This is a genomic window from Streptomyces sp. NBC_01390 (genome assembly GCF_045040105.1).
Lineage (GTDB): Bacteria > Actinomycetota > Actinomycetes > Streptomycetales > Streptomycetaceae > Streptomyces.
This window is the reverse complement of record NZ_CP109551.1, coordinates 2,223,181-2,246,677: the sequence shown is the minus strand read 5'-3', so window position 1 is coordinate 2,246,677 and position 23,497 is coordinate 2,223,181. Positions and strand designations below refer to the sequence as shown.

Here is a 23,497-nt window from a genome sequence, read left to right as displayed (position 1 = left end):
GGCAGGACCCGGGACCTGGGCGCCGACTCTCTTCCCTTGTTCGCGGAGTTTATACGACACGTGTTCTGACTATGTTTCGTCTAACTGTTTTCCGCGTGAAGAGCAAGGGCTTGTTCGGTCGGCGTTGCGTGGTGTTTCTACCGATTCCCGGCCGGTCGCACGGCGATGACCTCGGTAGACGGGCCGGAGGTGGTCGGCCAATTACCGTCGGCGTTTTTCACGAGTTCGCAAGTGCGCGAAACTGTCCGGTCGCCCGGCCTGAACCGGCCGCGGCGCCATGCCGGGTGAATGTGCCGCGGGTCATGTTGGCCAGCGTAGCGGGTGACGAGAACCCGCGGGACGTTATCGATCGCGTTTGGTGGGCATCATCCCACGTGACCCGGGACGTCAGCGGCCGATCTTCGGCCTGCCCATTCGAGGAGGAGGGACGCTTCCGATGGGGGAGAAGGTCGTGGCGGGGCCGTTCGACCTGTCCGCTCGCCAGCAGTACCGCACCAAGCTCCGGCAGTGTCTGACGGGGCTGGAGCGACTGCTGGCCGAGAAGCGGTTCGACCGCCCGAAGAATCTCCTGGGCCTGGAGATCGAGTTGAATCTCGTCGGGCCCGACGGGATGCCGAAAATGATGAATGGGCAAGTACTCGAAAGGATCGCGAGCCGAGATTTCCAAACAGAACTCGCCATGTTCAATCTGGAAGTCAACATCGCCCCCCACCGTCTTGCCGGGCGGGTATTCGACCGGCTCGCCGAAGAGCTCCGTACGTCGCTGGCATATGCCCACCGGAAAGCGAACGAGGTCGACGCGGGAATCATGATGATCGGCATTCTGCCGACGCTCGACCGTGACGACCTGGTTTCCTCCAACCTTTCCGACGTCGACCGCTACGCCCTGCTGAACGACCAGATCGTGGCGGCCCGCGGTGAGGACTTCACCCTCGACATCGAGGGCGTGGAACGTCTCTCGTGCACGTCGAGGTCGATCGCTCCCGAGGCCGCCTGTACGTCCGTACAGCTGCATCTCCAGGTCACTCCGGCGCGGTTCGCCGATGTGTGGAACGCGGCGCAGGCGATCGCCGCCGTGCAGGTCGCGATCGGGGCTAACTCGCCGTTCCTGTTCGGCCGTGAGCTGTGGCGCGAGTCGCGGCCCCCGCTGTTCACCCAGTCCACGGACACGCGTCCGCCGGAACTCCAGGCGCAGGGCGTACGGCCGCGCACCTGGTTCGGGGAGCGCTGGATCACGTCGGCGTACGACCTCTTCGAGGAGAACCTGCGTTACTACCCGCCGCTGCTGCCGATCTGTGACGACGAGGACCCGCTGAGCGTCCTCGACGCCGGAGGTGTGCCGAAGCTCGGTGAGCTCGTGCTGCACAACGGCACGGTGTACCGCTGGAACCGGCCCGTCTACGGCATCGCGGACGGGGTTCCCCATCTGCGTGTCGAGAACCGGGTGCTGCCCGCCGGTCCCACCGTCACGGACGTCATCGCCAACGCGGCCTTCTACTACGGGGTCGTCCGGGCACTCGCCGAGGAGTCGCGGCCCGTGTGGAGCCGGCTGCCCTTCGAGGCCGCCGCCGCCAACTTCGACGCCGCCTGCCGGCACGGCATCGACGCGCGGCTCCAGTGGCCCCGGGGCGGCCGGTTCGGCGGCACGGCGGAGGTCGACGCGGTGCGACTCGTACAGGACGAGCTGCTGCCGCTCGCCGAGGCCGGCCTCGACGCGTGGGGGGTCGAACCCGCCGACCGAGACCTGTACCTCGGGGTGATCGAGGAACGGTGCCGGCTACGGACCAACGGAGCGTCCTGGCAGTCGGCCACCTTCCACCGGGCGCTCGACAAGGGGCTGTCGCGGGAGGCAGCGCTGGCCGCGACCACCCGGCGCTACAGCGAGCTGATGCACCTCGGGGAGCCGGTGCACACCTGGCCGGTGGGGCTGCCGGAAGCGGTGCCCCTGGGGTGATCCCCGAGGTCGGGGCAGGGGCTCAGGGGTTACCTGCGGGTGAGATCCGGGGCCCCGGTGCCTTCGCGCGGTGGTCGTTATAGCCGCGGTGGTGGCGATACCGAGGACCGCGCCGATGGTGACCGTGCGCCGCAGGGTGGGCGCGGGGGTCGGTCACGCTCGTCTCAGGTGGATCGGGCAGACTGCGATGGCCCGTGACGGTCGTATCCCTCGCCGGTGCGCGGAACGCGCGGCGCGAAACAGTCGTATGAGGTGAATCGGCCGCATCAGCCGTAAGGCAGGGAGCAGGGGAGGCACGCCGGAAGCGGCCCCGCCCCTGGCGGCCTGTCGCGCACGATCTTCGCAGCGTGTCGCCAGACTGCGGTCGGGTGAGGGCGGGGATGCGGCGGATGACACAACTGGAGGCAGGAGTGCAGGTGGAGGCGGGCGCTGTGGCTGAGGCTTTTCCTGAGGAGCGGCCGTCGCGGCGGACTCTCCGGGACGAGACGCTGTTGGTTCTGGGGCTTTCACTCGGTGCCAGCGGTGTCTCCGCCCTGATCAGCTTTGTCGGGTCGGTCACGAAGCCGGGCGGCCTCAAGGATCAGGCGGCCACCCTCAACGCCTCGGCGGCTCCGGGCCGGCCATGGCTGGACCTCGCCTGGCAGCTCTTCGGCATCACGACGGCGCTGGTGCCGGTCGCCCTGGTTGCGCATTTCCTGCTGCGGGAGGGGAAGGGGCTGCGGACGCTGGGCTTCGACCGCACCAGGCCCTGGCCCGATCTGGGGCGCGGGGCCGCGATCGCGGCGGTGATCGGCAGCACCGGAATCGCCTTCTACCTGGCGGCCCGTGGCCTCGGTTTCAACCTCACGGTGGTGCCGGAGGCGCTGCCCGAGGTGTGGTGGAAGTACCCGGTGCTGATCCTCTCGGCTGTGCAGAACGCCGTACTGGAGGAAGTGATCGTCGTCGCGTATCTGCTGCGCCGGCTGGGCCAGTTGGGGTGGACCCCGGGGACGGCACTGGTGGCTAGTGCCGTCCTGCGCGGGTCGTACCACCTGTACCAGGGCATCGGCGGGTTCATCGGCAACATGGTGATGGGGGTGGTGTTCGTGTACCTCTACCGGCGCTGGGGGCGGGTGGGCCCCCTGGTCGTGGCGCATTCGCTGCTCGACATCGGGGCGTTCGTGGGTTACGCCCTGCTGGCGGGCAAGGTGGGGTGGCTGCCCACCGCCTGAGGGTTCCGGGGGACGGGAGTGAGGGGCGTACGAGGGTTTCGTACGCCCCTTCCCTGTGCCCTCAGGTTTCGCGTGCCCTCAGGCGAGTAGCTCGCCGTCGATGGTGGTGACCGCTCGGCCGGTCAGCAGGGTGCGGTCGCCGCGGAGTTCCGTACGGACCAGGCCGCTGCGGGCGGAAGCCTGGAGGCCGGTGAGGTCGGGGCGGCCGAGACGCTCGGACCAGTAGGGGGCGAGGGCGGTGTGGGCGCTGCCGGTGACCGGGTCCTCGTCGATGCCGATCCGTGGGAAGAAGCAGCGCGAGACGAAGTCGTAGCCCCCGGCGGGGTCGTCGGCGCGGGCGGTGGCGATGACCCCGCGTTCCGAGCGGGCGGCGAGGGCCTTGAGGTCGGGGGCGAGAGACAGGACCGTTTTCTCGTCGGCGACCTCGATCAGCAGGTCATTGATGTTCGGGCCGGTGTCGAAGACCGCGAGAGGTTCGGCGCCCAGGGCCTCGGCGACCCCGGCGGGGGGTTCGACGCGGGTGAGGGGGGCGGTCGGGAAGTCGAGGGTGATGGAACCGTCCTCGTGGGGCGTCGCGGTGAGCACGCCGCTGAGGGTGGAGAACCGTACGGGTCCCGTGTGGCTGCCTGTGGTGTGCAGGACGTGGGCCGTGGCGAGCGTGGCGTGGCCGCACATCGCGACCTCGGCGGCCGGGGTGAACCAGCGCAGCGCCCAGTCGGCCTCGCCGCCGTCGGACAGCGGGTGCGCGAACGCCGTCTCGGCGTGGTTGACCTCCAGGGCGATCCGCTGCAGACGGGTGTCGTCCGGGAAGGCGTCGAGGAGCATGACGCCGGCCGGGTTGCCGGCGAAGGGGCGGTCGGTGAAGGCGTCGACGATTCGTATGCGCATGGGGATGACGCTAGAGGGGGAGCGGGGAGGCGGGCCAAGGCCAATTTCCGGCTGCTGGACCTGTCGGGTGGGGCGGAGCGTCAGGCGGCCGCCGGTCGGACGAGGCCGGACTCGTAGGCGAAGACGACGGCCTGCACGCGCGCGCGTGCGCCGATCTTCGCGAGGATGCGGCTGACGTGGGACTTGACCGTGGTCGGCGAGATGGACAGCCGGGTGGCGATCTCGGTGTTGGACCAGCCGGCGGCGACCGCGGTGAGGACGTCGCGTTCGCGACTGGTGAGCGCGTCGAGCTCGCTCACCCGCTCGGGTGAGCCGAAGGCGCGCTCGAGCCGGACGGTGTCGATGAGAGCGCGGGTGAGGCCGGGGGTGGTGACGGCGTCTCCGGCGGCCACGATACGGACGGCCGCGGTCAGTTCCTCGGGGGTGGCGTCCTGGGGGAGGAAGCCGCCGGCTCCGGCGCGCAGGGCCGCGTAGGCGTGCCGCTCGTGGTCGGTGGGGGTCAGTACCAGCACGCGCGGGCGCTGTGCTGCCACTCTCGCGGGCTCGGCGACCGGCAGCAGGGTGGGGGGCCGGCTGATGCGACGGATGACGTCGACGCCGTCTATGTCGATCACCAGGCTGTCCATCAGCACGACGTCGGGTCCGAGCGCGGCGCTCATACGAACGGCCTCGGCGCCGCTCGTCGCCTCGCCGACGACGGTCAGGTCGGGCTGGGCCGCGAGCAGCATGCGCAGTCCGAGACGTTGCAGGGACTGGCGATGTACGACGAGTACGGAGGCCATGGGGGGCACTCTCCTTGTACGAAACCGTTTCGTTCACTTCGGTGTCGTCAGCCTAACTCTCACCTCTATCGAAACGTCATCGTTTCTACTGTGGCCTGGGTCACTTCTTGCCACTTCCCGCGAGGGTTGTCGTGCGAGCTATTCCGATATATCGTTGACGCATCGCGACAGATCAACGACAAGACAACGAATGGAGTGGTTGCGATGCGTTCCCATGGAGAGGAATTCGGTCCGGGCTTCGGTCCCGGGCACGCACATGGTCATGGCGGCCCCCGACCCTTCGGGCGGGGTGGCTTCGAGGGGCGGCGCGCCGCCTTCGGCCCCTTCGGGCCCGGTTTCGGCGGTCCCGGCGGTCCGGGTGGACCCGGCTTCGGCCCGGGGCCCTGGGGCGGGCGTGGCGGCCGGGGCGGACCGCGGGGCAGGGCGCGGCGCGGTGACGTCCGCGCGTCGATCCTGGCCCTGCTGAAGGACCGGCCCATGCACGGCTACGAGATGATCCAGGAGATCGCCGAGCGCAGCGGAGGGGCGTGGAAGCCCAGCCCGGGCTCGGTCTACCCCACCCTTCAACTGCTGGAGGACGAGGGCCTGATCGCCAGCGAGAGCGAGGGCGGCAAGAAGCTGTTCGCGCTCACCGAGTCCGGTCGCACGGCGGCCGACGAGGGCCCCGACGCACCCTGGGAAGAAGCCGGGCGCGGCGTCGACTGGGAGGCGCTGAACGACATCCGCCAGGCCGGCGTCGGTCTGATGGAGGCCTTCGGCCAGGTCTGGAAGACGGGCAGCAAGGAGCAGCGCGAGAAGGCGCTCACGGTGATAAACGAAGCGCGCAAGAAGCTGTATCTGATCCTCGCCGACGAAGACTGATGGGCCGCCCTCGGAGACGTGACCGCCCCGGCGGCGTGTCCCCCAGAGCGCACAGGCGCCCCGCGGAAGTGTCCGCGGGGCGCCTTTGTGCTGTCTGTCGTACGGTCGTGGCGGCCGGGCTCAGCTCACCAGGCCGGCCAGCTTGCGCAGGGACTCGTTGAGGGCGGCCGTCCCCGAGTCCTTCAGTTTTCCGGCCATCAGGGAGACGGCCGCGCCGGTGAACTCACCGTCGATCCGGACCGTCGTGGAGTCGCCGTCGGGTGTGAGGGTGTAGCGCGTGGCGACGTTCACGGCCATCGGTCCCTTGCCCCGGATGGCCAGTGTGCGGGCGGGCTCCAACTCCGCGATGGTCCATTCGACCTCGGCCGGGAAGCCCATCAGCTTCATGTTCTCCTCGAAGGTGCCGCCGACCTCCAAGGTGGAGGGGCCGCCCTTCGGGAAGCTCGTGTGGGTCGCGTTCCACGCTCCGTACGCCGACCAGTCCGTCAGCTGCGCCCAGATCTTCTCCGCCGGTGCCTGGATCTGAGCCTCCGCGCTAATTTCGGCCATGCGACCACCTCTGTGTCTCGGGCTGCGGTGTCGCGGAACGTAGTCGCACGGGCCGGAACATTCAATACTGACGAGTCGTCAGAAATAGACGCGCCGAGCCGGCGGGCGGGACCGGCTCAGCCGACCCGCCGTATCACAGCCGCGTCGAACAGGTCCCACGCGCGCGGGAAGGGCCCTTCGTCGTGACAGTGCCACGCCTCCCAGAACAGGTCGGCGAGCAGTGCGTCCTCCGGGGCGTACACCCGGTACACGTACTGCCTCCCGTCCGTGGACGGCAGCGCCACCAGCCAGCACCTCTCCATGTTGGTGTGGGACGTGGGAGGGGTTTCTCCGGTTGCGCCCGGGGCGTGCGGAATGAGGGTGCGCGCCCCTTGTGTCGATCTCGTGGGGGAGCGGCGTGATGTCCTCCGTAAGGAGGAGATTCCGCCGCCGGTGCACACCCTCCGTGGGACACGGAAATGGTGCGTCGCGGGGATGACCGGGAGAGCGGGGACTGATGGGGTGGGGGTGTGCGATCCAGTATTCCCCGGCAGTCGACCACCGAGCACGGCGCGAACCGCTTGGACAACGATGCCAGGCTCACTTCCGAGCTGGCAGCGGTGGTCGCCGGCGCGCGCAGACGGGCGCTGCGGGACGGGGACCGGCAGATCGACACGGCCCATCTGCTGCACACGCTCCTGGAGTCCGATCCCGAGGTGCGATCGGTGTTCGAGGGCGGCGACCCGCAGGTCGCACGGCTGCTCGGCTATCTCGTGCAGCGCAGCATCGGTTACGGGCTGCGCTGGCAGGGCTCGGTCGAGGACTCCGGGGCGCTGCCCGTGCTGCCGGGCGCAGCCGGAACGATGGGCTGGTCACCGGTCGCGGCGAGCGCGTTGGAGGAGGCGTTCGAACGGGCCGCGCGACGCGGAGACGCACCGGCCCGCGGCGTCGATCTGCTCGCGGCGATCATCCAGGATCCCCAGTCCCGGGCCGTCGAGGTGCTGCGCCGGGGCGGAGTCGACGCGCGGGAGCTGCCGGAGCGGCTGAGGCAGGTCGAGAGGCAGGTCGAACTGAGGGTGGCCGGATGCGAGGAGTACGCCGAGGGACTCGACGGTTACCGCTGAGTCGTGAGTCGTGAGCTGTGACCCTGTGTGGGCTTGCGCGACAGGTTCCTGCGGGGCGGTCCAGTCGGTGAGACAGGTGTCATCCGGGGTGACGCTCATGTCGTCGCCTGCCATCATGTTGCCGGTGCGTACGTCAGGGAGTGGTGAGGTCGGTCGGGGCAAGGGCGTGGGGCTCGGGCTCGCGCTGGTGTCGGCGGTCGCGTTCGGCGGGTCCGGGGTCGCGGCCAAGCCGTTGATCGAGGCGGGACTCGATCCGCTGCACGTGGTGTGGCTGCGGGTGACGGGCGCGGCCCTCGTGATGCTGCCCCTGGCCGTCCGGCACCGTGCGCTGGTGCGCAGGCGGCCCGCGCTGATCGCCGGGTTCGGACTGCTCGCCGTGGCCGGGGTCCAGGCCTGCTACTTCGCGGCGATCTCCCGGATCCCGGTCGGGGTCGCCCTGCTCGTCGAGTACCTCGCACCCGCCCTGGTGCTGGGCTGGGTGCGGTTCGTGCAGCGGCGGCCCGTGAGCCGTGCCGCCGCGCTCGGAGTCGTCCTCGCGGTCGGCGGCCTCGCCTGTGTCGTCGAGATCTGGTCCGGGCTCGGCTTCGACGCCGTGGGGCTGCTGCTCGCGGTCGCCGCCGCCTGCTGTCAGGTCGGCTACTTCGTCCTGTCCGACCAGGGCAGCGACGCGGGTGACGAGGCGCCGGACCCGCTCGGTGTCATCGCGTACGGCCTGCTGGTCGGCGCCCTCGTGCTGACCGTCGTGGCGCGTCCGTGGCGCATGGACTGGTCGGTGCTCACGGGCACCGCGCACATGAACGGCACGCCCGTCGCGGCCGGGCTGTTGCTGGGCTGGATCGTGCTGGTCGCCACGGTCGTCGCCTACGTCACCGGCATCCTCGCCGTGCGGCGGCTCTCGCCGCAGGTCGCCGGGGTCGTGGCGTGCCTGGAGGCGGTCATCGCGACCGTGCTGGCCTGGGTGCTGCTGGGCGAGCATCTTTCGGCTCCCCAGATCGCGGGGGGTGCGGTGGTGCTCGTGGGGGCGTTCATCGCACAGTCGTCGGCGCCCGCCAAGGGGTCGGCGAAGCCGGTCGCCCGAGGACCCGAAAAGGATGTGGCGGCCCGCCGTACCGCCGCCTAGGGTCGTGATCATGCACGCGCGCGCACTCGTCCTTCCGCCTCCGGCCGCCTGAGGCGGGCTCCCCGAAGAACATGCCCGACGTATCGCCGTCGGGCTGAACGGTGCTGCCCGCAGACGAAGCCAGAGGACCCCGTGGAGCCCTGAGAGTTCGGGTCCTTTCGTCAACTTCCGCGCGGCGGGCGGCCTTCGGCCGGTCTTCGCGCGTCTGCGGAGACTCTCGTGTCGAATGCCGTTTCCGGTCTGCCCATCGGGCGAGGCCTGCTGTTCCTGACCGTCGCCGGTGCCGCGTGGGGTACCGCGGGCGCCGTCGCCTCCCTTGTCTACCGGGTGAGCGACCTGGGCCCGGTCGCTCTCTCCTTCTGGCGCTGCGCGGGCGGCTTCGTGCTGCTGCTCCTCGCCGGGGCGCTGCGCCGCCGTCCGGACGTGAGGCCCGAACCGTGGCGACGAAAGGCCCTGCGGGCCGCTGTCACCGGGTTCCTGCTGGCCGTCTTCCAGACCGCGTACTTCGCGTCCGTCCAGGCCACCGGCCTCGCGGTCGCCACCGTCGTGACCCTCGGCGCGGGGCCCGTCCTCATCGCGCTGGGCGCCCGGTTTGCCCTGGGTGAACGGCTGGGGGCCGGCGGGACCGTCGCCGTCGCCGGGGCGCTCACCGGGCTCGCGGTGCTGGTGCTGGGCAGCGACGGTGCCCAGGTGCGGCCGTCGGGTGTCGCATGGGCGCTGGTGTCAGCCGCCGGCTACGCGGCGATGACCCTCCTCACCCGGTGGTGGGGGCGGGACGGCGGAACGGACGCGTTCGCCACGTCCGTCAGGGTCTTCGGCGTCACGACTCTCTGCCTGCTGCCGTTCGGGCTCGCCGAGGGGCTCCTGCCGCACACCGACGACGGCCTGCGGTTCGCCGGGCTTCTGGTGTACGTCGCCGCCGTGCCGACCGCGCTGGCGTACGGGCTGTACTTCGCCGGAGCGGCCGTCGTCCGGTCGGCGACCGTATCCGTGGTCATGCTCCTGGAGCCGGTGAGCGCGGCGGTTCTCGCCGTCACTCTGCTCGGTGAACAGCTGACGGCGGCGACGGTCGTGGGCACCCTGTTGATGCTGGGCGCGGTGGCCGGGCTCGCGGTGGCGGAGACGCGGAGCGCCGGTACGTCGGCGTGCTCGTCGACGTGATCGGGGAGGCCCGCTTCGCTACAGCCCCCGCCTGCGCCGCTGAACCCTCAGTGCGTCCGCGTCCCCTGGGCCGCCCCGCGCCGCGAGCCCGGCGGCGATACGGTCCTGGACCTCCGTCGGCTTCTTCTCGGCGTACTTGAACTTCGCCTGTACGTCCGTCACTTCGAGCCTGATGCCACGGATACCGGCGAGCATCCGCCCGAACGGGTCCTCGCCCACCGCCACTCGCGCCGAGCCGCCTTCCGGCTGGAAGTGGCCCAGCTGGCGGTTGAGCAGGGCGGCCTTCTCCGCCGGGTCGTCCACGACGTGGGCGGTGCAGCGGAGTTGCACCGCCGCGTAGAAGCTCGTCGGCGTCCCGTGCTCGGACGGACCGTCCGGCGCGGCCTGCCACGGTCCGGGGATGAACGTGTAGTCGTCGACCAAACTGAGCAGGACGACCGGGTTCCTCTCCAGCGCGGGCCAGAGAGGATTCGGGCGAGCCAGATGGGTGACGGCCTCGGCGCGCTCGGCGTCGTACGCGAAGTGCAGTGGCTGGACGTACGGCGCCTCGCCCGGAAGGCCGTTGACGGCGAGCTGGCCGAAGTCGTGCGCGGACAGCCACTGTTGCCATTCCGCGTCGTCGCGCGGTGCGTCCCAGGGGTGGACCAGCATCCGGATCAACCGGCCGTGAGGTAGGCCGGGAGCTGGATGCCGGGCGTCAACTCCGCGTCGTCGACCGGGGTTTCGTAGCCCTTGCGCAGGGGGACCACGCCGGCCCAGTGGGGGAGCGCGAGGTCCTCCGGCTCGTCGTTCACCCCGCCCGTGCGCACCTTCGCGGAGACCTCGTCGAGGTCGACGCGGATCACGGCGGTGGCGGCCAGTTCCTTGGTGTTGGCGGGGCGCGAGTCCGCGGAGCGGCCGGCCACGACGTGGTCGACCAGGGCGTCCAGGGCCATGCGCTTCTCGTCGGGGTCCGTCACCTGGTGGGCGATGCCATGGACCACCACCGAGCGGTAGTTGATCGAGTGGTGGAAGGCGGACCGGGCCAGGATCAGCGCGTCCACATGTGTGACCGTCAGGCACACCGGGAGGCCCGGGTCGGCCTGGCCCGTCATCCGCAACGGGCGCGAGCCCGTCGACCCGTGCACGTAGAGGCGCTCGCCCACCCGTCCGTACAGCGTCGGCAGGACGATCGGCGCGCCGTCCCGGACGAACCCGAGGTGGCAGACGTATCCCTCGTCGAGGATCGCGTGCACCGACTCCTTGTCGTACGAAGCCCGGCCGGGAGAGCGCGTGGGGACCGTGCGGTCGGTCGGGGCGTAGGTGTCGGCGGGTGGTTGGGGGGAGGGCTCGGCGACTCCCTGCGGTGCCGCTCCCTGTATGGCGTCCCGCGCGCCCTGCGTGTCCCGTGCGTCCTGTGTGGTCCCCGGCATCGTCGTCTCCTTGCGGGTTTGATTGCACTAGTGCATAATCTCTGTTGTGCTAGGAGAATATCCGATCAAAGGTCGAGGCGCAGCAGAGATTTCCGCGAGCGTCGAACGCGCGGTGGGTGCCGGCGAGCTGGAGCCCGGGCAACTGCTGCCACCCATGCGGGAGTTGGCGGAGCGGCTCGGCGTGAATCCGAACACCGTCGCCGCCGCCTATCGGACCCTGCGTGACCGGGGGGTCATCGAGACCCATGGGCGACGCGGCAGCCGGGTGCGCTCCAAGCCGGCCACCACCGGGCGCGAGTACATCCGGGTGGAGGTGCCGACGGGTGTGCGGGACGTGGCGCACGGGAACCCCGATCCCGCGCTGCTGCCGTCACTGGCGGCGGCGTTCGCGGCCGCGGGCGAGCAGGGCGACCGTGCGCCGGTGCTCTACGGAGACGCCATCGTCGAACCGGAGTTGGCCCGGATCGCCCGCGCCGACCTCGACGCCGACGGTGTGCCGGACGGGCCTCTCGCCGTCACCTCCAGCGCGCTGGACGGCATCGAACGCGTCATCGCCGTACACCTCAAACCCGGTGACACGGTGGCCGTCGAGGATCCCGGGTGGGGTGGGCTGCTGGACCTCGTGCCGGCACTCGGGCTGCGCATGGTCCCGGTGGGCGTCGACGACGAGGGTCCGATCGCCGAGGACGTACGGCAGGCGCTGGCGGCCGGGGCGCGGGCGCTGATCGTCACCGACCGGGCGCAGAATCCGACCGGGGCCGTGCTGAGTGCCACGCGCGCGCGTGCGCTGCGTTCCGTGCTCCGGGAGCACCCGGAGACGCTGCTCATCGAGGACGACCACGGCTACCGGATCGTCGAGCAGCCCCTCCACCCGCTGGCCGGGGCCACCCGGCACTGGGCGTTCGTCCGCTCGGTCGCGAAGGCCTACGGCCCTGATCTGCGCCTCGCCGTGCTCACCGGGGACGCCGTCACCGTGGACCGGGTCCTGGGGCGGCAGCGGCTCGGGCCGGGCTGGGTGAGCCGGCTGCTGCAACGGGCCGTCGTGCGACTGTGGGCCGACGGCGCGCTGGACGCGCGCGCGGTCGCCTCGGCCTACGGGCGGCGCCGGGACGCGCTGATCGACGCGCTGGCGCGGCGCGGGGTCGCGGCCCACGGGCGCAGTGGACTCAACGTGTGGATCCCCGTGCCGGACGAGACCGGCGCGGTCGCCCGGCTGCTGCATGCCGGCTGGGCCGTCGCCCCCGGCGCGCGCTTCCGGATGAACGCGCCTTCCGGGATCCGGGTGACGGTTGCGACACTGACCCCGCAGGAGACGGGTCCGCTGGCGGACGCCATCGCCGCCGCTGTGAGACCGGCGCAGGCACGGACCTACGCCTGATGCGGATCAGGCCAGGTCAGTGCTGTGCTGGGCGCGCCGACTCATGACTGAGGCTCGGCCCGGCGACGGCGGCGGCCGGGTGTGGCCTGGGTGAGCGCCGCTCCGGCCAGGACCACCACCGCGCCCACCGGTGTCGACCAGGCCAGGGTCTCGCCGAGCAAGGTGACGCCCGCGACCGTGGCGATGACCGGGATGAAGTACGTGACCATCTGGGCGGTCGTCGGCCCCGTCTCGGCGACCAGGCCGTACTGCAGCAGCATCGCGAACCCAGTGCCCAGCGAGCCGAGGGCGACGATCGCGAGCAGCGGCCCGACCGGGAGACGGTCGGGTATCTCGGTGAACAGCGGTGTCACCACGGCCAGCTGAAGGGTGGCCAGCAGCAGCTGGGCGCCGCTGAGCGACAGATGGGAGTGGGTCGACCCCGCCAGCGTGCGGCGGACGTAGATCCAGCCGACCGGATAGCTGAGCGAGGCGAGGAGCGCCAGTGCCGTGCCCGTCGCGTCCAGTCCGTGGAAGCCCTGCCAGGCGCCCAGCACGGTCAGTACGCCCAGGAAGCCCAGGCCGAGACCGGCCACCCGCACCCGCGTGGGCCGGTCCTCCGAGAGTGCGACCAGGGACAGGGCCATGCCCCACAGGGGCGAGGTCGCGTTGCAGATACCGGCCAGGGTGGACGGGATCGTCAGCTCCGCGTACGCGAACAGCGAGAACGGCAGCGCGTTCAGCAGGAACGCGGCCACCGCGAGATGCCCCCATGTGCGTGCGCCGCGCGGCAGCCGCTCCCGCTTCACCACCAACGCCGCCGCCAGGACCGCCGTACCGAACAGCAGCCGGCCGAAGGTGACCTGGAACGGCTCGAATCCCTGCGTACCGACCTTGATCAGCAGGAAGCTGAAGCCCCAGATCAGGGACAGCACGCCGAAGCGGACGCGCCAGTCGAGGGTGGAGCGGTGGTGGCCGCGGGTGGAGGCTGAGATGGAGGGGGCGGCGGAGGTGGACGTGTGCGTGGGTGAGGGGTCCGGCGGAGGTGCCGGTGTTGTGGGATCCGGAGTGGTGAGGCGGCTCATGCAGGACACGATCCCGGAGTCGATCTCGTAGCACAAGCGAGTATGTGTTCGCCTCATCTCGTAGAATCACTTACATGTTGAACCTGGAGCGCCTTCGTACCCTCGACGCCCTCGCCCGGCACGGCTCGGTCAGCGGGGCGGCCGAGGGGCTGCATGTGACGACGTCGGCCGTCTCGCAGCAGATGTCCAAGCTGGAGCGGGAAGTGGGGCAGCAGCTCCTCGCGAAGAACGGGCGAGGCGTGCGCCTCACCGACGCCGGACGCCTGCTCGCGGACCACGCCGCGCGCATCCTGTCCCAGGTCGAGCTGGCCCAGTCGGACCTGGAGGCACAGCGTGGGCAGGTGGTGGGTGAGTTGCGGCTCTCGGCGTTCCCGACCGCCGCGCGCGGACTGTTCCCGGCCGCGCTCGCGGCCCTGCGCGCGGAGCACCCCGGGTTGCGGCTGCGCTCGTGCGAGCTGGAACCGGAGGCCGGCGTCGCCGGGGTGGTGCGCGGGGACCTCGACCTGGCAATCGTGCTGGACTGGTACAACAAGCCGATGCCGCTGCCCGACGGTCTGGTGAAGGCGCCGATCCTCGACGACCCGGCGGACGTGGCGATGCCGGTGGGCCATCCGCTCGCCGGCCGCGGCGAGGTGGACCTGGAGGAGTTCGCCGAGGACGAGTGGATCACGTGGGGCGAGGGCGAGTTCTGCCACGAGTGGCTGATGTTCACGCTGCGGTCCAAGGGCGTCGAGCCGTGCGTCGGTCACCGGGCGGCGGAGACGCATACGCAGTTGGCGCTGGTCGCGGCGGGGCTCGGGGTGTGCATTGCGCCGTTGCTGGGCCGGCATCCCGTGCCGGCGGGAGTCGTCACCGTCCCGCTGCGGCAGCGTGTGCGTCGGCATGTGTATGTGGTGTGGCGTGCGGATGCGGATCGGCGGCCGTCGATCCGGGCGGCGGTGGGGGCGTTGCGGGTGGTCGGGCGGGCGGTGGAGTGTGCGTCGTAGCGGGGGCTTGCCCCCGCCGCTCTTGCCTGGCCCGGTCCTGGGGGCTGCGCCCCCAGACCCCCCTCCGGCCCTGAAGGGGCCTTGTCCTCAAGCGCCGGACGGGCTGGAAATGCGGGCCTGCGCTGGAGAAGTACCGCCAGCGCTGGAGAAGTGCCGCCGGTTCCGGAGGAGCACCGCCAATGTATGGAGAAGAGTTGCTACTGGCGAACATCCGTTACTGCGGGGGCAGTTTGCTGAAGTCCCAGGAGATTGTTTTTTCCGGGGTCAGGCGTATCCAGGCGTGTCGGCCGTCGTGGGGCATCTCGTCGAGGCGGAAGTTCTTGCGGGCGAACAGCGTTTCCGGGACGTCCAGTTCGGCGCGCAGTTCCCCGATGCGAGGCGACTCGCCGACGAACTCGACGGTGCCGGACAGTTCGACGCCGCGCAGTTCGTCGTACTCCTCGCCCGTGTCGACGACGATCGCGACCTTCGGATTCCGGGTCAGGTCGGTCCAGCGCTTGCTGCGGACCACCGAGTACAGCCACATCGAGACGCCGTCCCAGGCGAACCACAACGTGCTCACATGCGGTGCGCCGTCGGCCGACACGGTGGCGACCCGGCAGGTGCGCTGGGTCGTCAGGAACTCGTCCAGCTCGCCCGGCGTCATCATGATCTTCCGGCCTCGGCGCTGAGCCACGGTCATGTGATCCCCCTCTTGCTCTTGTTGTCTCGCGTCAGAAGAGTAAATCGGGCTGCCTTCCGCCCGCACGCGGTGGGCGTTACTCTCCCTCGGCCGTCCATATGGTCCGCGACCAGGGAGCGCCATGCCGTCGTACGAACAGCTCAGCGAACTCCTCGACCCCGCGACCACGGTCCTGCTCACCGTCGAGTGCCAGCAGGGCGTCGTCGGTCCGGACAGCGCCCTGCCCGAACTCGCCGCGGAGGCACGGTCGTCCGGGGCACTTGGCCAGGTTGCCAGACTGGTCGAGGCCGCCCACGACACCGGGGTCCAGGTCGTCCACGCCATCGCCGAACGGCGTCCGGACGGCCGAGGCGCCAACCGCAACGCCCGACTGTTCCGAGCCGCCGAACGGCTCCCCGTCCAGCAGCTCTCCGGCACCACCGCGGTACGCGTCGCACCGCCGATCGAGGTCGCCGACGAGGACTTCGTCGTACGGCGGCTGCACGGCCTGTCGCCGATCCAGGGCACCGACGTCGACGCCCTGCTGCGCAACCTGGGCTGCCGCACGCTGATCGTGACCGGTGTGTCGGCCAACGTCGCGATTCCCAACGCCGTGTTCGACGCCGTGAACCGTGGATACACCGTCGTCGTCCCCAGGGACGCCATCGCGGGGGTGCCCTCCGACTACACCCCCGCGATGATCCGCAACACCCTCGCGCTGGTCGCCACGGTCGCGACCACCGACGAGGTGCTGGCCTGTCTCAAGCGGCCTCGCCGCGCCCGGCGAGGGTGATGGTCAGGCGAGTGTGATGGAGTCCCCGGACACGGTGATCGACTCGGCGGCCAGTGCCTTGGTCGCCGGGCCCTTCTTCACGCTGCCGTCCGCGACCGAGAACTCGCTGTTGTGGCACGGGCAGGTGATGACGCCGTTGGTGATGCCCGTCACCGCGCAGCCCGCGTGCGTGCACTTCGACGAGAACGCCTTGTAGGTGCCCGCCGTCGGCTGGGTGACCACCACACCCTGGTCCTTGAAGATCTTGCCGCCGCCCTCCGGGATGTCGGAGGTCTTGGCGAGGGCGGTGCCGGCGGCAGCGCCCTGTTCGGTTGCCTTGTCGGACGAGTCGTCCTCCGAGCCGCACGCGGTGAGCGCGACGGCGAGCCCCGCCGCGCCGGCCGCCGCCATGACCGTACGACGACCCGGTCCCGATACGGGCTGAAGCGAGGCGCTGCTCATGCTGACATTCCTTTCGGAGGCGTTTGCTGATCCGTACGAAGATACGAACCCTGCGCGCGCGCCGTTCAGGCGGCCCCGGCATCAGGGCGTGAACGCGCCAGTACGTTCGTTGCCGACACAGCTCGTCGGCCATCACCCTTGGTTACTATGCTCCCTTCATGCCGGAGGTCGGAGGCCGGCCGCACGTCGGTCGAGACGCTCCGGAATTCAAGGTTGAAGAGTTGGGTGGCCTGGGAAAATGCTGAAAGAGGTCACCGCGACCCGCTTCATCACGCCTCTGCGTGAGGGCGGTTCGCTGCCGGGGCTCGTCGAGGGTGACGATCTCGGGACGTACGTCATGAAGTTCACCGGCGCGGGACAGGGCCGCAAGACACTCGTCGCCGAGGTCGTCTGTGGTGAACTGGCCCGCCGGCTGGGGCTGCGGGTGCCCGGGCTGGTGACGGTCGCCCTCGACCCGGTGCTGGGCCTCGGTGAACCCGACCAGGAGGTGCAGGGGCTGCTCAGGTCGAGCGGTGGCACCAACCTCGGCATGGACTTCCTGTCGGGGGCGCTCGGCTTTGACCCCCTCGCCTTCGAGGTGAGCGCCGAGGACGCCGGGCGGGTGGTGTGGTTCGACGCGCTCGTCAACAACGTCGACCGGTCCTGGCGCAACCCCAACCTGCTGATGTGGCATGGCGACCTGTGGCTCATCGACCACGGCGCCACGATGATCTGGCACCACAACTGGCCCGGCGTGCAGGCGTCCGCCGCCAAGCCGTACGACGTCTCCGAGCACGCGCTCGCCCGCTTCGGCCCTGACATCGCCTCGGCCGCCGCCGAACTTGCGCCGCTGGTCACCGCCGAACTGCTCGCCGAGGTGACCGCGGAGATCCCCGACGCGTGGCTCGCGGACGAACCCGGGTTCAACTCGCCGGACGCGCTCCGGCGGGCCTACGCGGAGCCGCTTCTCGCGCGCGCCGCCGTCATCCACGAGCGGCTCAAGGGCGTCAAGGGCGTCAAGGGCGTCACGGGCTTCGAGGGGGAGAAGTGAGCGAGCGGGACGTCTTCGAGTACGCGCTGCTGCGGGTCGTACCGCGGATCGAGCGCGGCGAGTGCTTCAACGCCGGCGTCCTGGTGTACTGCCGCGCCAGGTCCTTCGTCGCGGCGCGTACGCATCTGGACGAGGGCAAGCTGCGGGCGCTGGACCCCGCGGCCGACGTGGCCGGTGTGCGGGCCGCGCTGCATGCCGTGGAAGGGGTCTGTGCGGGCGGCGAAGCAGCAGGTCAGGCAGGGTTGGACGATGCCGGTCGGCGCTTTCGCTGGCTGATCGCGCCGCGCTCGACCGTGGTCCAGCCGGGGCCTGTGCACACGGGGCTCACGGCCGATCCGATGGCCGAGACGGAGCGACTGCTGGCTCTGCTGGTCAGGTAATGGCTCACACCGCAGTGACATGCCGTTGACACCGGGTGCCAGGACTTCTAGCGTCACGGGTACTGAAGGTACTAAGCGGTCGCTCACCTGAGGGCGTACCGTGGACCGCAGGCTTTTCAAGGGCGAGGAGAACCAGCAATGTCCACCACTGAGCAGCGGGTCGCCGTGGTCACCGGCGGTGCGCGAGGCATCGGCGCCGCGACCGCCGTACGACTGGCGGCGGAGGGCCGCGCCGTCGCGGTGATCGACCTCGACGAGGCCGCGTGCAAGGACACCGTCGAGAAGATCACCGCAGCCGGTGGCAAGGCGATCGCCGTCGGCTGTGACGTCTCCGACGAGGCGCAGGTCGCGGCCGCGGTCACGCGCATCGCCGAGGAACTGGGCGGACCGACGATCCTCGTCAACAACGCGGGTGTCCTGCGCGACAACCTGCTCTTCAAGATGAGCGTGTCCGACTGGGACACGGTCATGAACGTGCACCTGCGCGGCGCCTTCCTGATGTCGAGGGCCTGTCAGAAGTACATGGTGGACGCCAAGTTCGGCCGGATCGTCAACCTGTCCTCGTCCTCCGCCCAGGGCAACCGGGGCCAGGTCAACTACTCCGCCGCCAAGGCCGGTCTCCAGGGCTTCACCAAGACCCTCGCCCTCGAGCTCGGCAAGTTCGGCGTCACCGCGAACGCCGTCGCCCCCGGCTTCATCGCCACCGACATGACCGCCGCCACCGCCGAGCGCGTCGGTATGGGCTTCGAGGACTTCAAGGCCGCCGCCGCGACCCAGATCCCGGTGCAGCGCGTCGGCACCCCGGACGACATCTCCAACGCGATCGCCTTCTTCACCGACGATGCCGCCGGATTCGTCTCCGGCCAGGTGCTGTACGTCGCCGGCGGACCGCTCGACTAAAGGCCGGGGAACAGGAACATGACCACAGTGGAACTCTCGGGCAAGGTCGCCCTCATCACGGGCGCCAGCCGAGGCATCGGCTACGGCATCGCGGAAGCGCTCCTCGCGCGCGGTGACCGGGTCTGCATCACAGGACGCAACGAGGACGCGCTCAAGGAAGCCGTCGAGGCACTCGGTGCCGACCGGGTCATCGGCGTGGCCGGCAAGGCCCACGACGAGGCCCACCAGGCCGTCGCCGTCGAGCGCACCGTCGAGGCGTTCGGACGCGTCGACTTCCTCGTCAACAACGCCGGTACGAACCCGGTGTTCGGGCCGATCGCCGACCTCGACCTCAACGTGGCACGCAAGGTCTTCGAGACGAACGTCGTCTCGGCGCTGGGCTTCGCTCAGAGGACCTGGCACGCCTGGCAGAAGGACAACGGCGGGGCGATCGTCAACATCACGTCCGTCGCGGGCCTCTCAGCCTCGCCGTTCATCGGCGCGTACGGCATCAGCAAGGCCGCGATGGACAACCTGACCGTGCAACTGGCGTACGAGTACGCGCCCCGGGTGCGGGTCAACTCGATCGCGCCGGCCGTCGTGAAGACGAAGTTCGCGCAGTCGCTCTACGAGGGCCGCGAAGAGGAGGCGGCCGCCGCCTACCCGCTCGGCCGGCTCGGCGTACCCGCCGACATCGGGGGCGCCGCCGCGTTCCTGACCTCGTCCCAGGCCGACTGGATCACCGGTCAGACGCTCGTGGTCGACGGAGGCATCTTCCTCAAGGCCGGCAACAGCTGACGTAGCGGTACGGAGTGGGGCGGGCGCTCGTCGAAAGACGGGCGCTCGCCTTCGTAATCGGGGGGTGGTGGGGCAGCGGGTTTTGACGTCGGCTTTGCCATTTACCGGAAGATGCGTGGCGAAAAGCCTTTATGTCGACCACTGCAAACTTATGCGTGTCACCTGACAGAAAATGCTTCGGTGTCGACGCCCGAGGTCACGCGGCCCGAGGGCGGTGTCGTCCGATACCTGCTGATCAAGTGGCCTGCCGAGAAGCTGGACCACCCGGTGGGGCACTGCGGTATGGTCTGCCGACCGTTGGCTTGGTATGGCAGATCGAGGAGCGTGCACGTGTTCAACCGGAACCGGGGCCTGCGGCAGCTGGCGACAGCCGCGTCCATATCCATGGTCGCCGGATGCGGAGTCTTCTCCTCCGACTCCTCCAACGAGGGGAAGCCGATCGTCGTGGGGACGACCAGCGAGCCCAGCACACTGGATCCGGCCGCCTCCTGGGACAACTCGTGGGAGCTGTTCCGCAACGTGCACCAGACGCTGCTCAACTTCGACACCGGCGGGTCCGAGCCCAAGCCGGACGCCGCCAAGAGCTGCGAGTTCACCGACAGTTCGAGCACGGTGTACAGCTGTGAGCTGCGCGAGGGTCTGAAGTTCTCCGACGGACACGACCTGGACGCGCAGGCGGTCAAGTACTCCATCGACCGGATCAGGACGATCAACGTCAACGGCGGCCCCGCCGGACTGCTGACCAGCCTCGACCGGATCGAACTGAAGGGCGACCGTGGGATCGTCTTCCACCTGAACCAGGCCGACGCGACCTTCCCCTTCGTGCTCTCCACGCCCGCCATGTCGATCGTGGATCCCGAGGAGTACCCCGCGAAGGCCCTCCGCCAGGACGGCAAGGTCAGCGGCTCCGGGCCGTACACCCTGGAGTCCTACGACGAGGGCGACAAGGCCGTACTCGTCAAGAACGACCGCTACAAGGGCATCGCGTCCCCCAGAAACGACGCCGTCACCATCCGCTACTTCCAGAAGTCGTCCGCGTTGGCCGCCGCCCTCCGGGACAAGTCCATCGACGTCGTCTACCGAGGTCTCAGCGCCGACGACATCGTCGACATCGAGGACAACGAGAAGGAGGAGGGGCTCCAACTCGTCGAGAACGCCACCACCGAGATCAGTTACCTGGTGTTCAACCCCAAGGACCCCTGGTCCAACAAGCTCTCGGTCCGCAAGGCGATCGCCCAGATCGTCGACCGCCCGGCGCTCGCCCACAACATCTACAAGGACACCGTCGAGCCGCTGTACTCCATGATCCCCAAGGGTCTGGTCGGCCACACCACGGGCTTCTTCGACGACTTCGGCAATCCCAGTTCCTCCAAGGCGCGACAGATCCTCCTTGAGGACGGCATCACCGAACGGGTCCCGCTCACCCTCTGGTACACGAGCGACCGCTACGGTTCCCAGACCAAGCCGGCCTTCGAGGAGCTGAAGCGGCAGCTGGAGGCCTCCGGCCTGTTCACGGTCACGCTCGAGAGCCGCCCCTGGAAGACCTATGTGGACGGCTACCAGAAGGGCGAGTACCCGGTGTTCGGGCGCGGCTGGTTCCCCGACTTCCCCGACGCCGACAACTTCATCGCCCCCTTCGTGGGCGAGCAGAACGCGCTCGGTACGCCGTACAAGTCCCCGGAGATCACCGGCGTCCTGCTGCCCGAGTCACGCCGCGAGAGCGACCGCGGGGCCGTGGGCGACCAGTTCAAGGCGGCCCAGCAGATCCTCCTGGACGACGCCCGGCTGCTGCCGCTGTGGCAGGGCAAGCAGCATGTGGCGGCGAGCGAGGAGATCGGCGGCGCCGAGGTGTCCATCGACCCGGCGACGATGATGGTGATGTGGCAGCTGTACTGGAAGACCAGCTGGTAGCGGGGCCCGCGGCCGGAGCACGGCCGGCGCCCGCGTTCGTCGGCGGTGCCCCGTTGTCAGTGGGCGCCGGTAGGTTCTTCGATGAGTGGAACGCACCGCACATCGGAGGAAGTTCACGTGACCGACATCGCCATGCTGCCCGAGTCCTGGCGCGGCGTCCTGGGTGACGAGCTGCAGCAGCCCTACTTCAAGGAGCTGACCGAGTTCGTCGAGGAGGAGAGGGCGAAGGGCCCTGTCTATCCTCCGCGCGACGAGGTGTTCGCCGCGCTCGCCGCGACGCCGTACGACAAGGTGAAGGTCCTGATCCTCGGCCAGGACCCCTACCACGGCGAGGGGCAGGGCCACGGCCTGTGCTTCTCGGTCCGCCCCGGGGTGAAGACCCCGCCCTCTCTCCGCAACATCTACAAGGAGATGAAGGAGGAGCTGGGCACGCCCGTTCCCGACAACGGCTATCTGATGCCGTGGGCCGAGCAGGGCGTGCTGCTGCTCAACGCGGTGCTCACGGTCCGTTCCGGCGAGGCCAACTCGCACAAGGGGAAGGGCTGGGAGAGGTTCACGGACGCGGTGATCCGGGCCGTGGCCGACCGTCCCGACCCGGCGGTGTTCGTCCTGTGGGGCAACTACGCGCAGAAGAAGCTCCCGCTGATCGACGAGGAGCGGCACGTGGTGGTGAAGGGGGCGCACCCGTCGCCGCTGTCGGCGAAGAAGTTCTTCGGTTCGCGCCCGTTCACCCAGATCAACGAGGCGGTGGCCGGGCAGGGACACGAGCCGGTCGACTGGACGATTCCCGACCTGGGCTGAACCCGGAGCGGTGAGCCGTGTCGCCGGGCCGGTGCCGCACCGGCCCGCCTGACCGTGATTGTCAGCGCCTGGAGCTAGCGTCGGGAAGGACAACGGGCACAGCCGACGAGGGTGGAGGGTGCGGTGACGGAGCGGCGGGAACAGGTGGCACCGGATGCCATGATGACCAGGATCGGACAGGCCGTCATGTTGCATCACGGCGGTGACCGCGAGGAGGCCCGGGGGCGTCTCCTGGGGCTGTGGGCGGAGATCGGCGCGGCCGGCGACCCGTTGCACCGCTGCACACTGGCGCACTACATGGCCGACACGCAGGACGACGCCTCGGACGAACTGGCGTGGGATCTCCGGGCGTTGTCGGCGGCGCAGGAGCTGTCGGACGAACGGATCGCGGAGGTCGTCCAGCACGACGTCGTCCAGCACGAGGGCGCCCTCGCGGTGCGCGCCCTGTACCCGTCGCTGCATCTGAACCTCGCCGCCGACTACGTGAAGCTGGACCGCCCCGACGCCGCCCGGACCCACATCCGCCGCGCCCGGGGCGCGGCCGACGCCCTGGGCGACGACAGCTACGGCGACGGGGTCAGGGCGGCCATCGGTCGGCTGGAGTTGCGGCTGGGGGAGGGGGACTCCGCCGGGGGACCGGAAGGGGATTCCTGGGGGCCGCCGCGACAGCGGCCCTGAGGGAGGGGGCCCGGACGGCTCCGGGAAGTGTCTTCCCGTGAGCGGTCCTGCCCGGGCCAGCGGTCCTGCCCGGACCAGCAGTTCCGCCCGGGCCGCTCGACTGAGCTCCGGGCAGGCCCCTGCGCGCTCAACGCCCGTACGCCTCCCTGCAGATGACCGTCTGGGGGCTGTCCTTGCCCCAGCCGCCGTACTTCCTGCCGAGGGCGCACACGTCCGTGTTCTCGCGTACCGGGCGGGACAACTCGGGGAGTTCGACACGGGGCTGGGTGTGGCGGCGCTGCGGCTTCGGCGGGCGCTTCTTCGGCTTGGTCCGGCGGGGCGGCGGCGCCGGAGCGGCAGCCGGTGGCGGCGCGGGCGCCGCTCCGGCCGGGCGGTATGGCTCGTCCACGGCCCGCGGTGTCCGCGGGGCCTGAGGCGGCTTGCGGTCGGGGCCGATGAGCTCCAGTGCCTCCCGCGCGGGGGCCTGCACGATCTGGGGTTCGGCCCGGCCGTCCGGACGGGGCACCGACGGCTGGGACGGCGCCGGGAACGGGCCGGGAGCGGTCGGGTGCTGGATCGTGACGCAGCCGGAGAGGGCCGTGACAGCCACAGTTACCAGGAGCGTTGCGGTGGTCGTCGTTCGATGCACCCGCGCAACTCTGCTGTGTCCGGCCCGA

26 protein-coding genes are annotated in these 23,497 nt (G+C 70.2%); 16 read left to right on the top strand and 10 right to left on the bottom strand.

Going from position 1 to position 23,497, the window contains the following annotated elements; translation table 11 throughout:
• Positions 1-436 precede the first annotated feature (436 nt).
• Entirely contained in the window at positions 437-1,954 is a 1,518-nt protein-coding gene (locus OG241_RS10115) for a glutamate-cysteine ligase family protein (protein WP_405814872.1), read from the top strand.
• Positions 1,955-2,364: 410 nt separating this feature from the next.
• Positions 2,365-3,165, top strand: a complete 801-nt coding sequence (locus OG241_RS10110; protein WP_405826116.1) for a CPBP family intramembrane glutamic endopeptidase — start codon at positions 2,365-2,367, stop codon at positions 3,163-3,165.
• Between the two features lie 78 nt (positions 3,166-3,243).
• Here the strand turns inward: OG241_RS10110 and OG241_RS10105 are convergent, their stop codons facing one another.
• Both OG241_RS10105 and OG241_RS10100 read right to left on the bottom strand, forming a co-directional pair.
• Positions 3,244-4,053, bottom strand: coding sequence for a PhzF family phenazine biosynthesis protein (locus tag OG241_RS10105; RefSeq protein WP_405814870.1), 810 nt, complete (start codon positions 4,051-4,053; stop codon positions 3,244-3,246).
• 80 nt (positions 4,054-4,133) lie between these two features.
• Entirely contained in the window at positions 4,134-4,835 is a 702-nt protein-coding gene (locus OG241_RS10100; RefSeq protein WP_405814868.1) for a LuxR C-terminal-related transcriptional regulator, read from the bottom strand.
• Between the two features lie 204 nt (positions 4,836-5,039).
• Between OG241_RS10100 and OG241_RS10095 the strand changes: the two genes are divergently transcribed.
• Positions 5,040-5,696, top strand: coding sequence for a PadR family transcriptional regulator (locus tag OG241_RS10095; protein WP_405814866.1), 657 nt, complete (start codon positions 5,040-5,042; stop codon positions 5,694-5,696).
• Between the two features lie 120 nt (positions 5,697-5,816).
• On the opposite strand, the gene OG241_RS10090 is transcribed toward OG241_RS10095, so the two are convergent.
• Complete coding sequence (locus OG241_RS10090) at positions 5,817-6,245, bottom strand: SRPBCC family protein (protein WP_405814864.1); 429 nt, start codon at positions 6,243-6,245, stop codon at positions 5,817-5,819.
• A 116-nt stretch (positions 6,246-6,361) separates the two neighbouring features.
• Positions 6,362-6,529, bottom strand: coding sequence for a hypothetical protein (locus OG241_RS10085; protein WP_405814862.1), 168 nt, complete (start codon positions 6,527-6,529; stop codon positions 6,362-6,364).
• A gap of 225 nt (positions 6,530-6,754) precedes the next feature.
• Here OG241_RS10085 and OG241_RS10080 point away from each other — a divergent pair, with 225 nt between their 5' ends.
• The 3 genes from OG241_RS10080 to OG241_RS10070 all read left to right on the top strand — a co-directional run bounded on the left by OG241_RS10080 (position 6,755) and on the right by OG241_RS10070 (position 9,629).
• Positions 6,755-7,348, top strand: a complete 594-nt coding sequence (locus OG241_RS10080; RefSeq protein ID WP_405814860.1) for a Clp protease N-terminal domain-containing protein — start codon at positions 6,755-6,757, stop codon at positions 7,346-7,348.
• A 118-nt stretch (positions 7,349-7,466) separates the two neighbouring features.
• Positions 7,467-8,468 (top strand): EamA family transporter, encoded by a 1,002-nt coding sequence (locus tag OG241_RS10075; protein WP_405826114.1) that lies wholly within the window; start codon positions 7,467-7,469, stop codon positions 8,466-8,468.
• A gap of 219 nt (positions 8,469-8,687) precedes the next feature.
• Positions 8,688-9,629 (top strand): DMT family transporter, encoded by a 942-nt coding sequence (locus tag OG241_RS10070; protein ID WP_405814858.1) that lies wholly within the window; start codon positions 8,688-8,690, stop codon positions 9,627-9,629.
• Positions 9,630-9,647: 18 nt separating this feature from the next.
• Here OG241_RS10070 and OG241_RS10065 read toward each other — a convergent pair whose 3' ends face one another.
• Together OG241_RS10065 and OG241_RS10060 are read right to left on the bottom strand one after the other, a co-directional pair.
• The gene (locus tag OG241_RS10065) at positions 9,648-10,280 is read right to left on the bottom strand and encodes an FMN-binding negative transcriptional regulator (protein ID WP_405814856.1); all 633 of its coding nucleotides are present in this window, start codon (positions 10,278-10,280) and stop codon (positions 9,648-9,650) included.
• Positions 10,281-10,285: 5 nt separating this feature from the next.
• Positions 10,286-11,041 (bottom strand): pyridoxamine 5'-phosphate oxidase family protein, encoded by a 756-nt coding sequence (locus OG241_RS10060; protein WP_405814855.1) that lies wholly within the window; start codon positions 11,039-11,041, stop codon positions 10,286-10,288.
• 46 nt (positions 11,042-11,087) lie between these two features.
• On the opposite strand from OG241_RS10060, the gene OG241_RS10055 reads away from it, so the two are divergent.
• Entirely contained in the window at positions 11,088-12,419 is a 1,332-nt protein-coding gene (locus OG241_RS10055) for an aminotransferase class I/II-fold pyridoxal phosphate-dependent enzyme (RefSeq protein ID WP_405814853.1), read from the top strand.
• Between the two features lie 41 nt (positions 12,420-12,460).
• On the opposite strand, the gene OG241_RS10050 is transcribed toward OG241_RS10055, so the two are convergent.
• Positions 12,461-13,483, bottom strand: coding sequence for a DMT family transporter (locus tag OG241_RS10050; RefSeq protein WP_405814852.1), 1,023 nt, complete (start codon positions 13,481-13,483; stop codon positions 12,461-12,463).
• Positions 13,484-13,557: 74 nt separating this feature from the next.
• On the opposite strand from OG241_RS10050, the gene OG241_RS10045 reads away from it, so the two are divergent.
• Positions 13,558-14,469 carry a LysR family transcriptional regulator gene (locus tag OG241_RS10045; RefSeq protein WP_405814851.1) on the top strand — a complete coding sequence of 304 codons (912 nt, stop codon included), beginning with the start codon at positions 13,558-13,560 and terminating at the stop codon, positions 14,467-14,469.
• Between the two features lie 214 nt (positions 14,470-14,683).
• Here the strand turns inward: OG241_RS10045 and OG241_RS10040 are convergent, their stop codons facing one another.
• Complete coding sequence (locus OG241_RS10040) at positions 14,684-15,151, bottom strand: pyridoxamine 5'-phosphate oxidase family protein (RefSeq protein ID WP_405814850.1); 468 nt, start codon at positions 15,149-15,151, stop codon at positions 14,684-14,686.
• A gap of 121 nt (positions 15,152-15,272) precedes the next feature.
• Between OG241_RS10040 and OG241_RS10035 the strand changes: the two genes are divergently transcribed.
• Positions 15,273-15,923: a cysteine hydrolase gene (locus OG241_RS10035; RefSeq protein WP_405814849.1), complete on the top strand. Its 651-nt coding sequence runs from the start codon at positions 15,273-15,275 to the stop codon at positions 15,921-15,923.
• A 3-nt stretch (positions 15,924-15,926) separates the two neighbouring features.
• On the opposite strand, the gene OG241_RS10030 is transcribed toward OG241_RS10035, so the two are convergent.
• Positions 15,927-16,364, bottom strand: coding sequence for a Rieske (2Fe-2S) protein (locus tag OG241_RS10030; RefSeq protein WP_405814848.1), 438 nt, complete (start codon positions 16,362-16,364; stop codon positions 15,927-15,929).
• A gap of 238 nt (positions 16,365-16,602) precedes the next feature.
• On the opposite strand from OG241_RS10030, the gene OG241_RS10025 reads away from it, so the two are divergent.
• The 7 genes from OG241_RS10025 to OG241_RS09995 all read left to right on the top strand — a co-directional run bounded on the left by OG241_RS10025 (position 16,603) and on the right by OG241_RS09995 (position 22,841).
• Complete coding sequence (locus tag OG241_RS10025; protein WP_405814846.1) at positions 16,603-17,394, top strand: HipA family kinase; 792 nt, start codon at positions 16,603-16,605, stop codon at positions 17,392-17,394.
• Complete coding sequence (locus OG241_RS10020) at positions 17,391-17,774, top strand: DUF3037 domain-containing protein (RefSeq protein ID WP_319294465.1); 384 nt, start codon at positions 17,391-17,393, stop codon at positions 17,772-17,774. Before OG241_RS10025 ends, OG241_RS10020 begins: the two co-directional genes overlap by 4 nt.
• 138 nt (positions 17,775-17,912) lie before the next feature.
• Entirely contained in the window at positions 17,913-18,674 is a 762-nt protein-coding gene (gene fabG / locus OG241_RS10015) for a 3-oxoacyl-ACP reductase FabG (RefSeq protein WP_405814845.1), read from the top strand.
• 18 nt (positions 18,675-18,692) lie between these two features.
• Positions 18,693-19,451, top strand: coding sequence for an SDR family oxidoreductase (locus tag OG241_RS10010; RefSeq protein ID WP_405814843.1), 759 nt, complete (start codon positions 18,693-18,695; stop codon positions 19,449-19,451).
• A 330-nt stretch (positions 19,452-19,781) separates the two neighbouring features.
• Entirely contained in the window at positions 19,782-21,362 is a 1,581-nt protein-coding gene (locus tag OG241_RS10005) for an ABC transporter substrate-binding protein (protein ID WP_405814842.1), read from the top strand.
• A 117-nt stretch (positions 21,363-21,479) separates the two neighbouring features.
• On the top strand, positions 21,480-22,163 hold the full coding sequence (ung, locus tag OG241_RS10000) for a uracil-DNA glycosylase (RefSeq protein ID WP_334591947.1): 684 nt from the start codon (positions 21,480-21,482) through the stop codon (positions 22,161-22,163).
• A gap of 123 nt (positions 22,164-22,286) precedes the next feature.
• Positions 22,287-22,841: a hypothetical protein gene (locus tag OG241_RS09995; RefSeq protein ID WP_405814840.1), complete on the top strand. Its 555-nt coding sequence runs from the start codon at positions 22,287-22,289 to the stop codon at positions 22,839-22,841.
• Positions 22,842-22,968: 127 nt separating this feature from the next.
• Here the strand turns inward: OG241_RS09995 and OG241_RS09990 are convergent, their stop codons facing one another.
• Positions 22,969-23,430, bottom strand: coding sequence for a hypothetical protein (locus tag OG241_RS09990; RefSeq protein ID WP_405814839.1), 462 nt, complete (start codon positions 23,428-23,430; stop codon positions 22,969-22,971).
• Positions 23,431-23,497 lie beyond the last annotated feature (67 nt).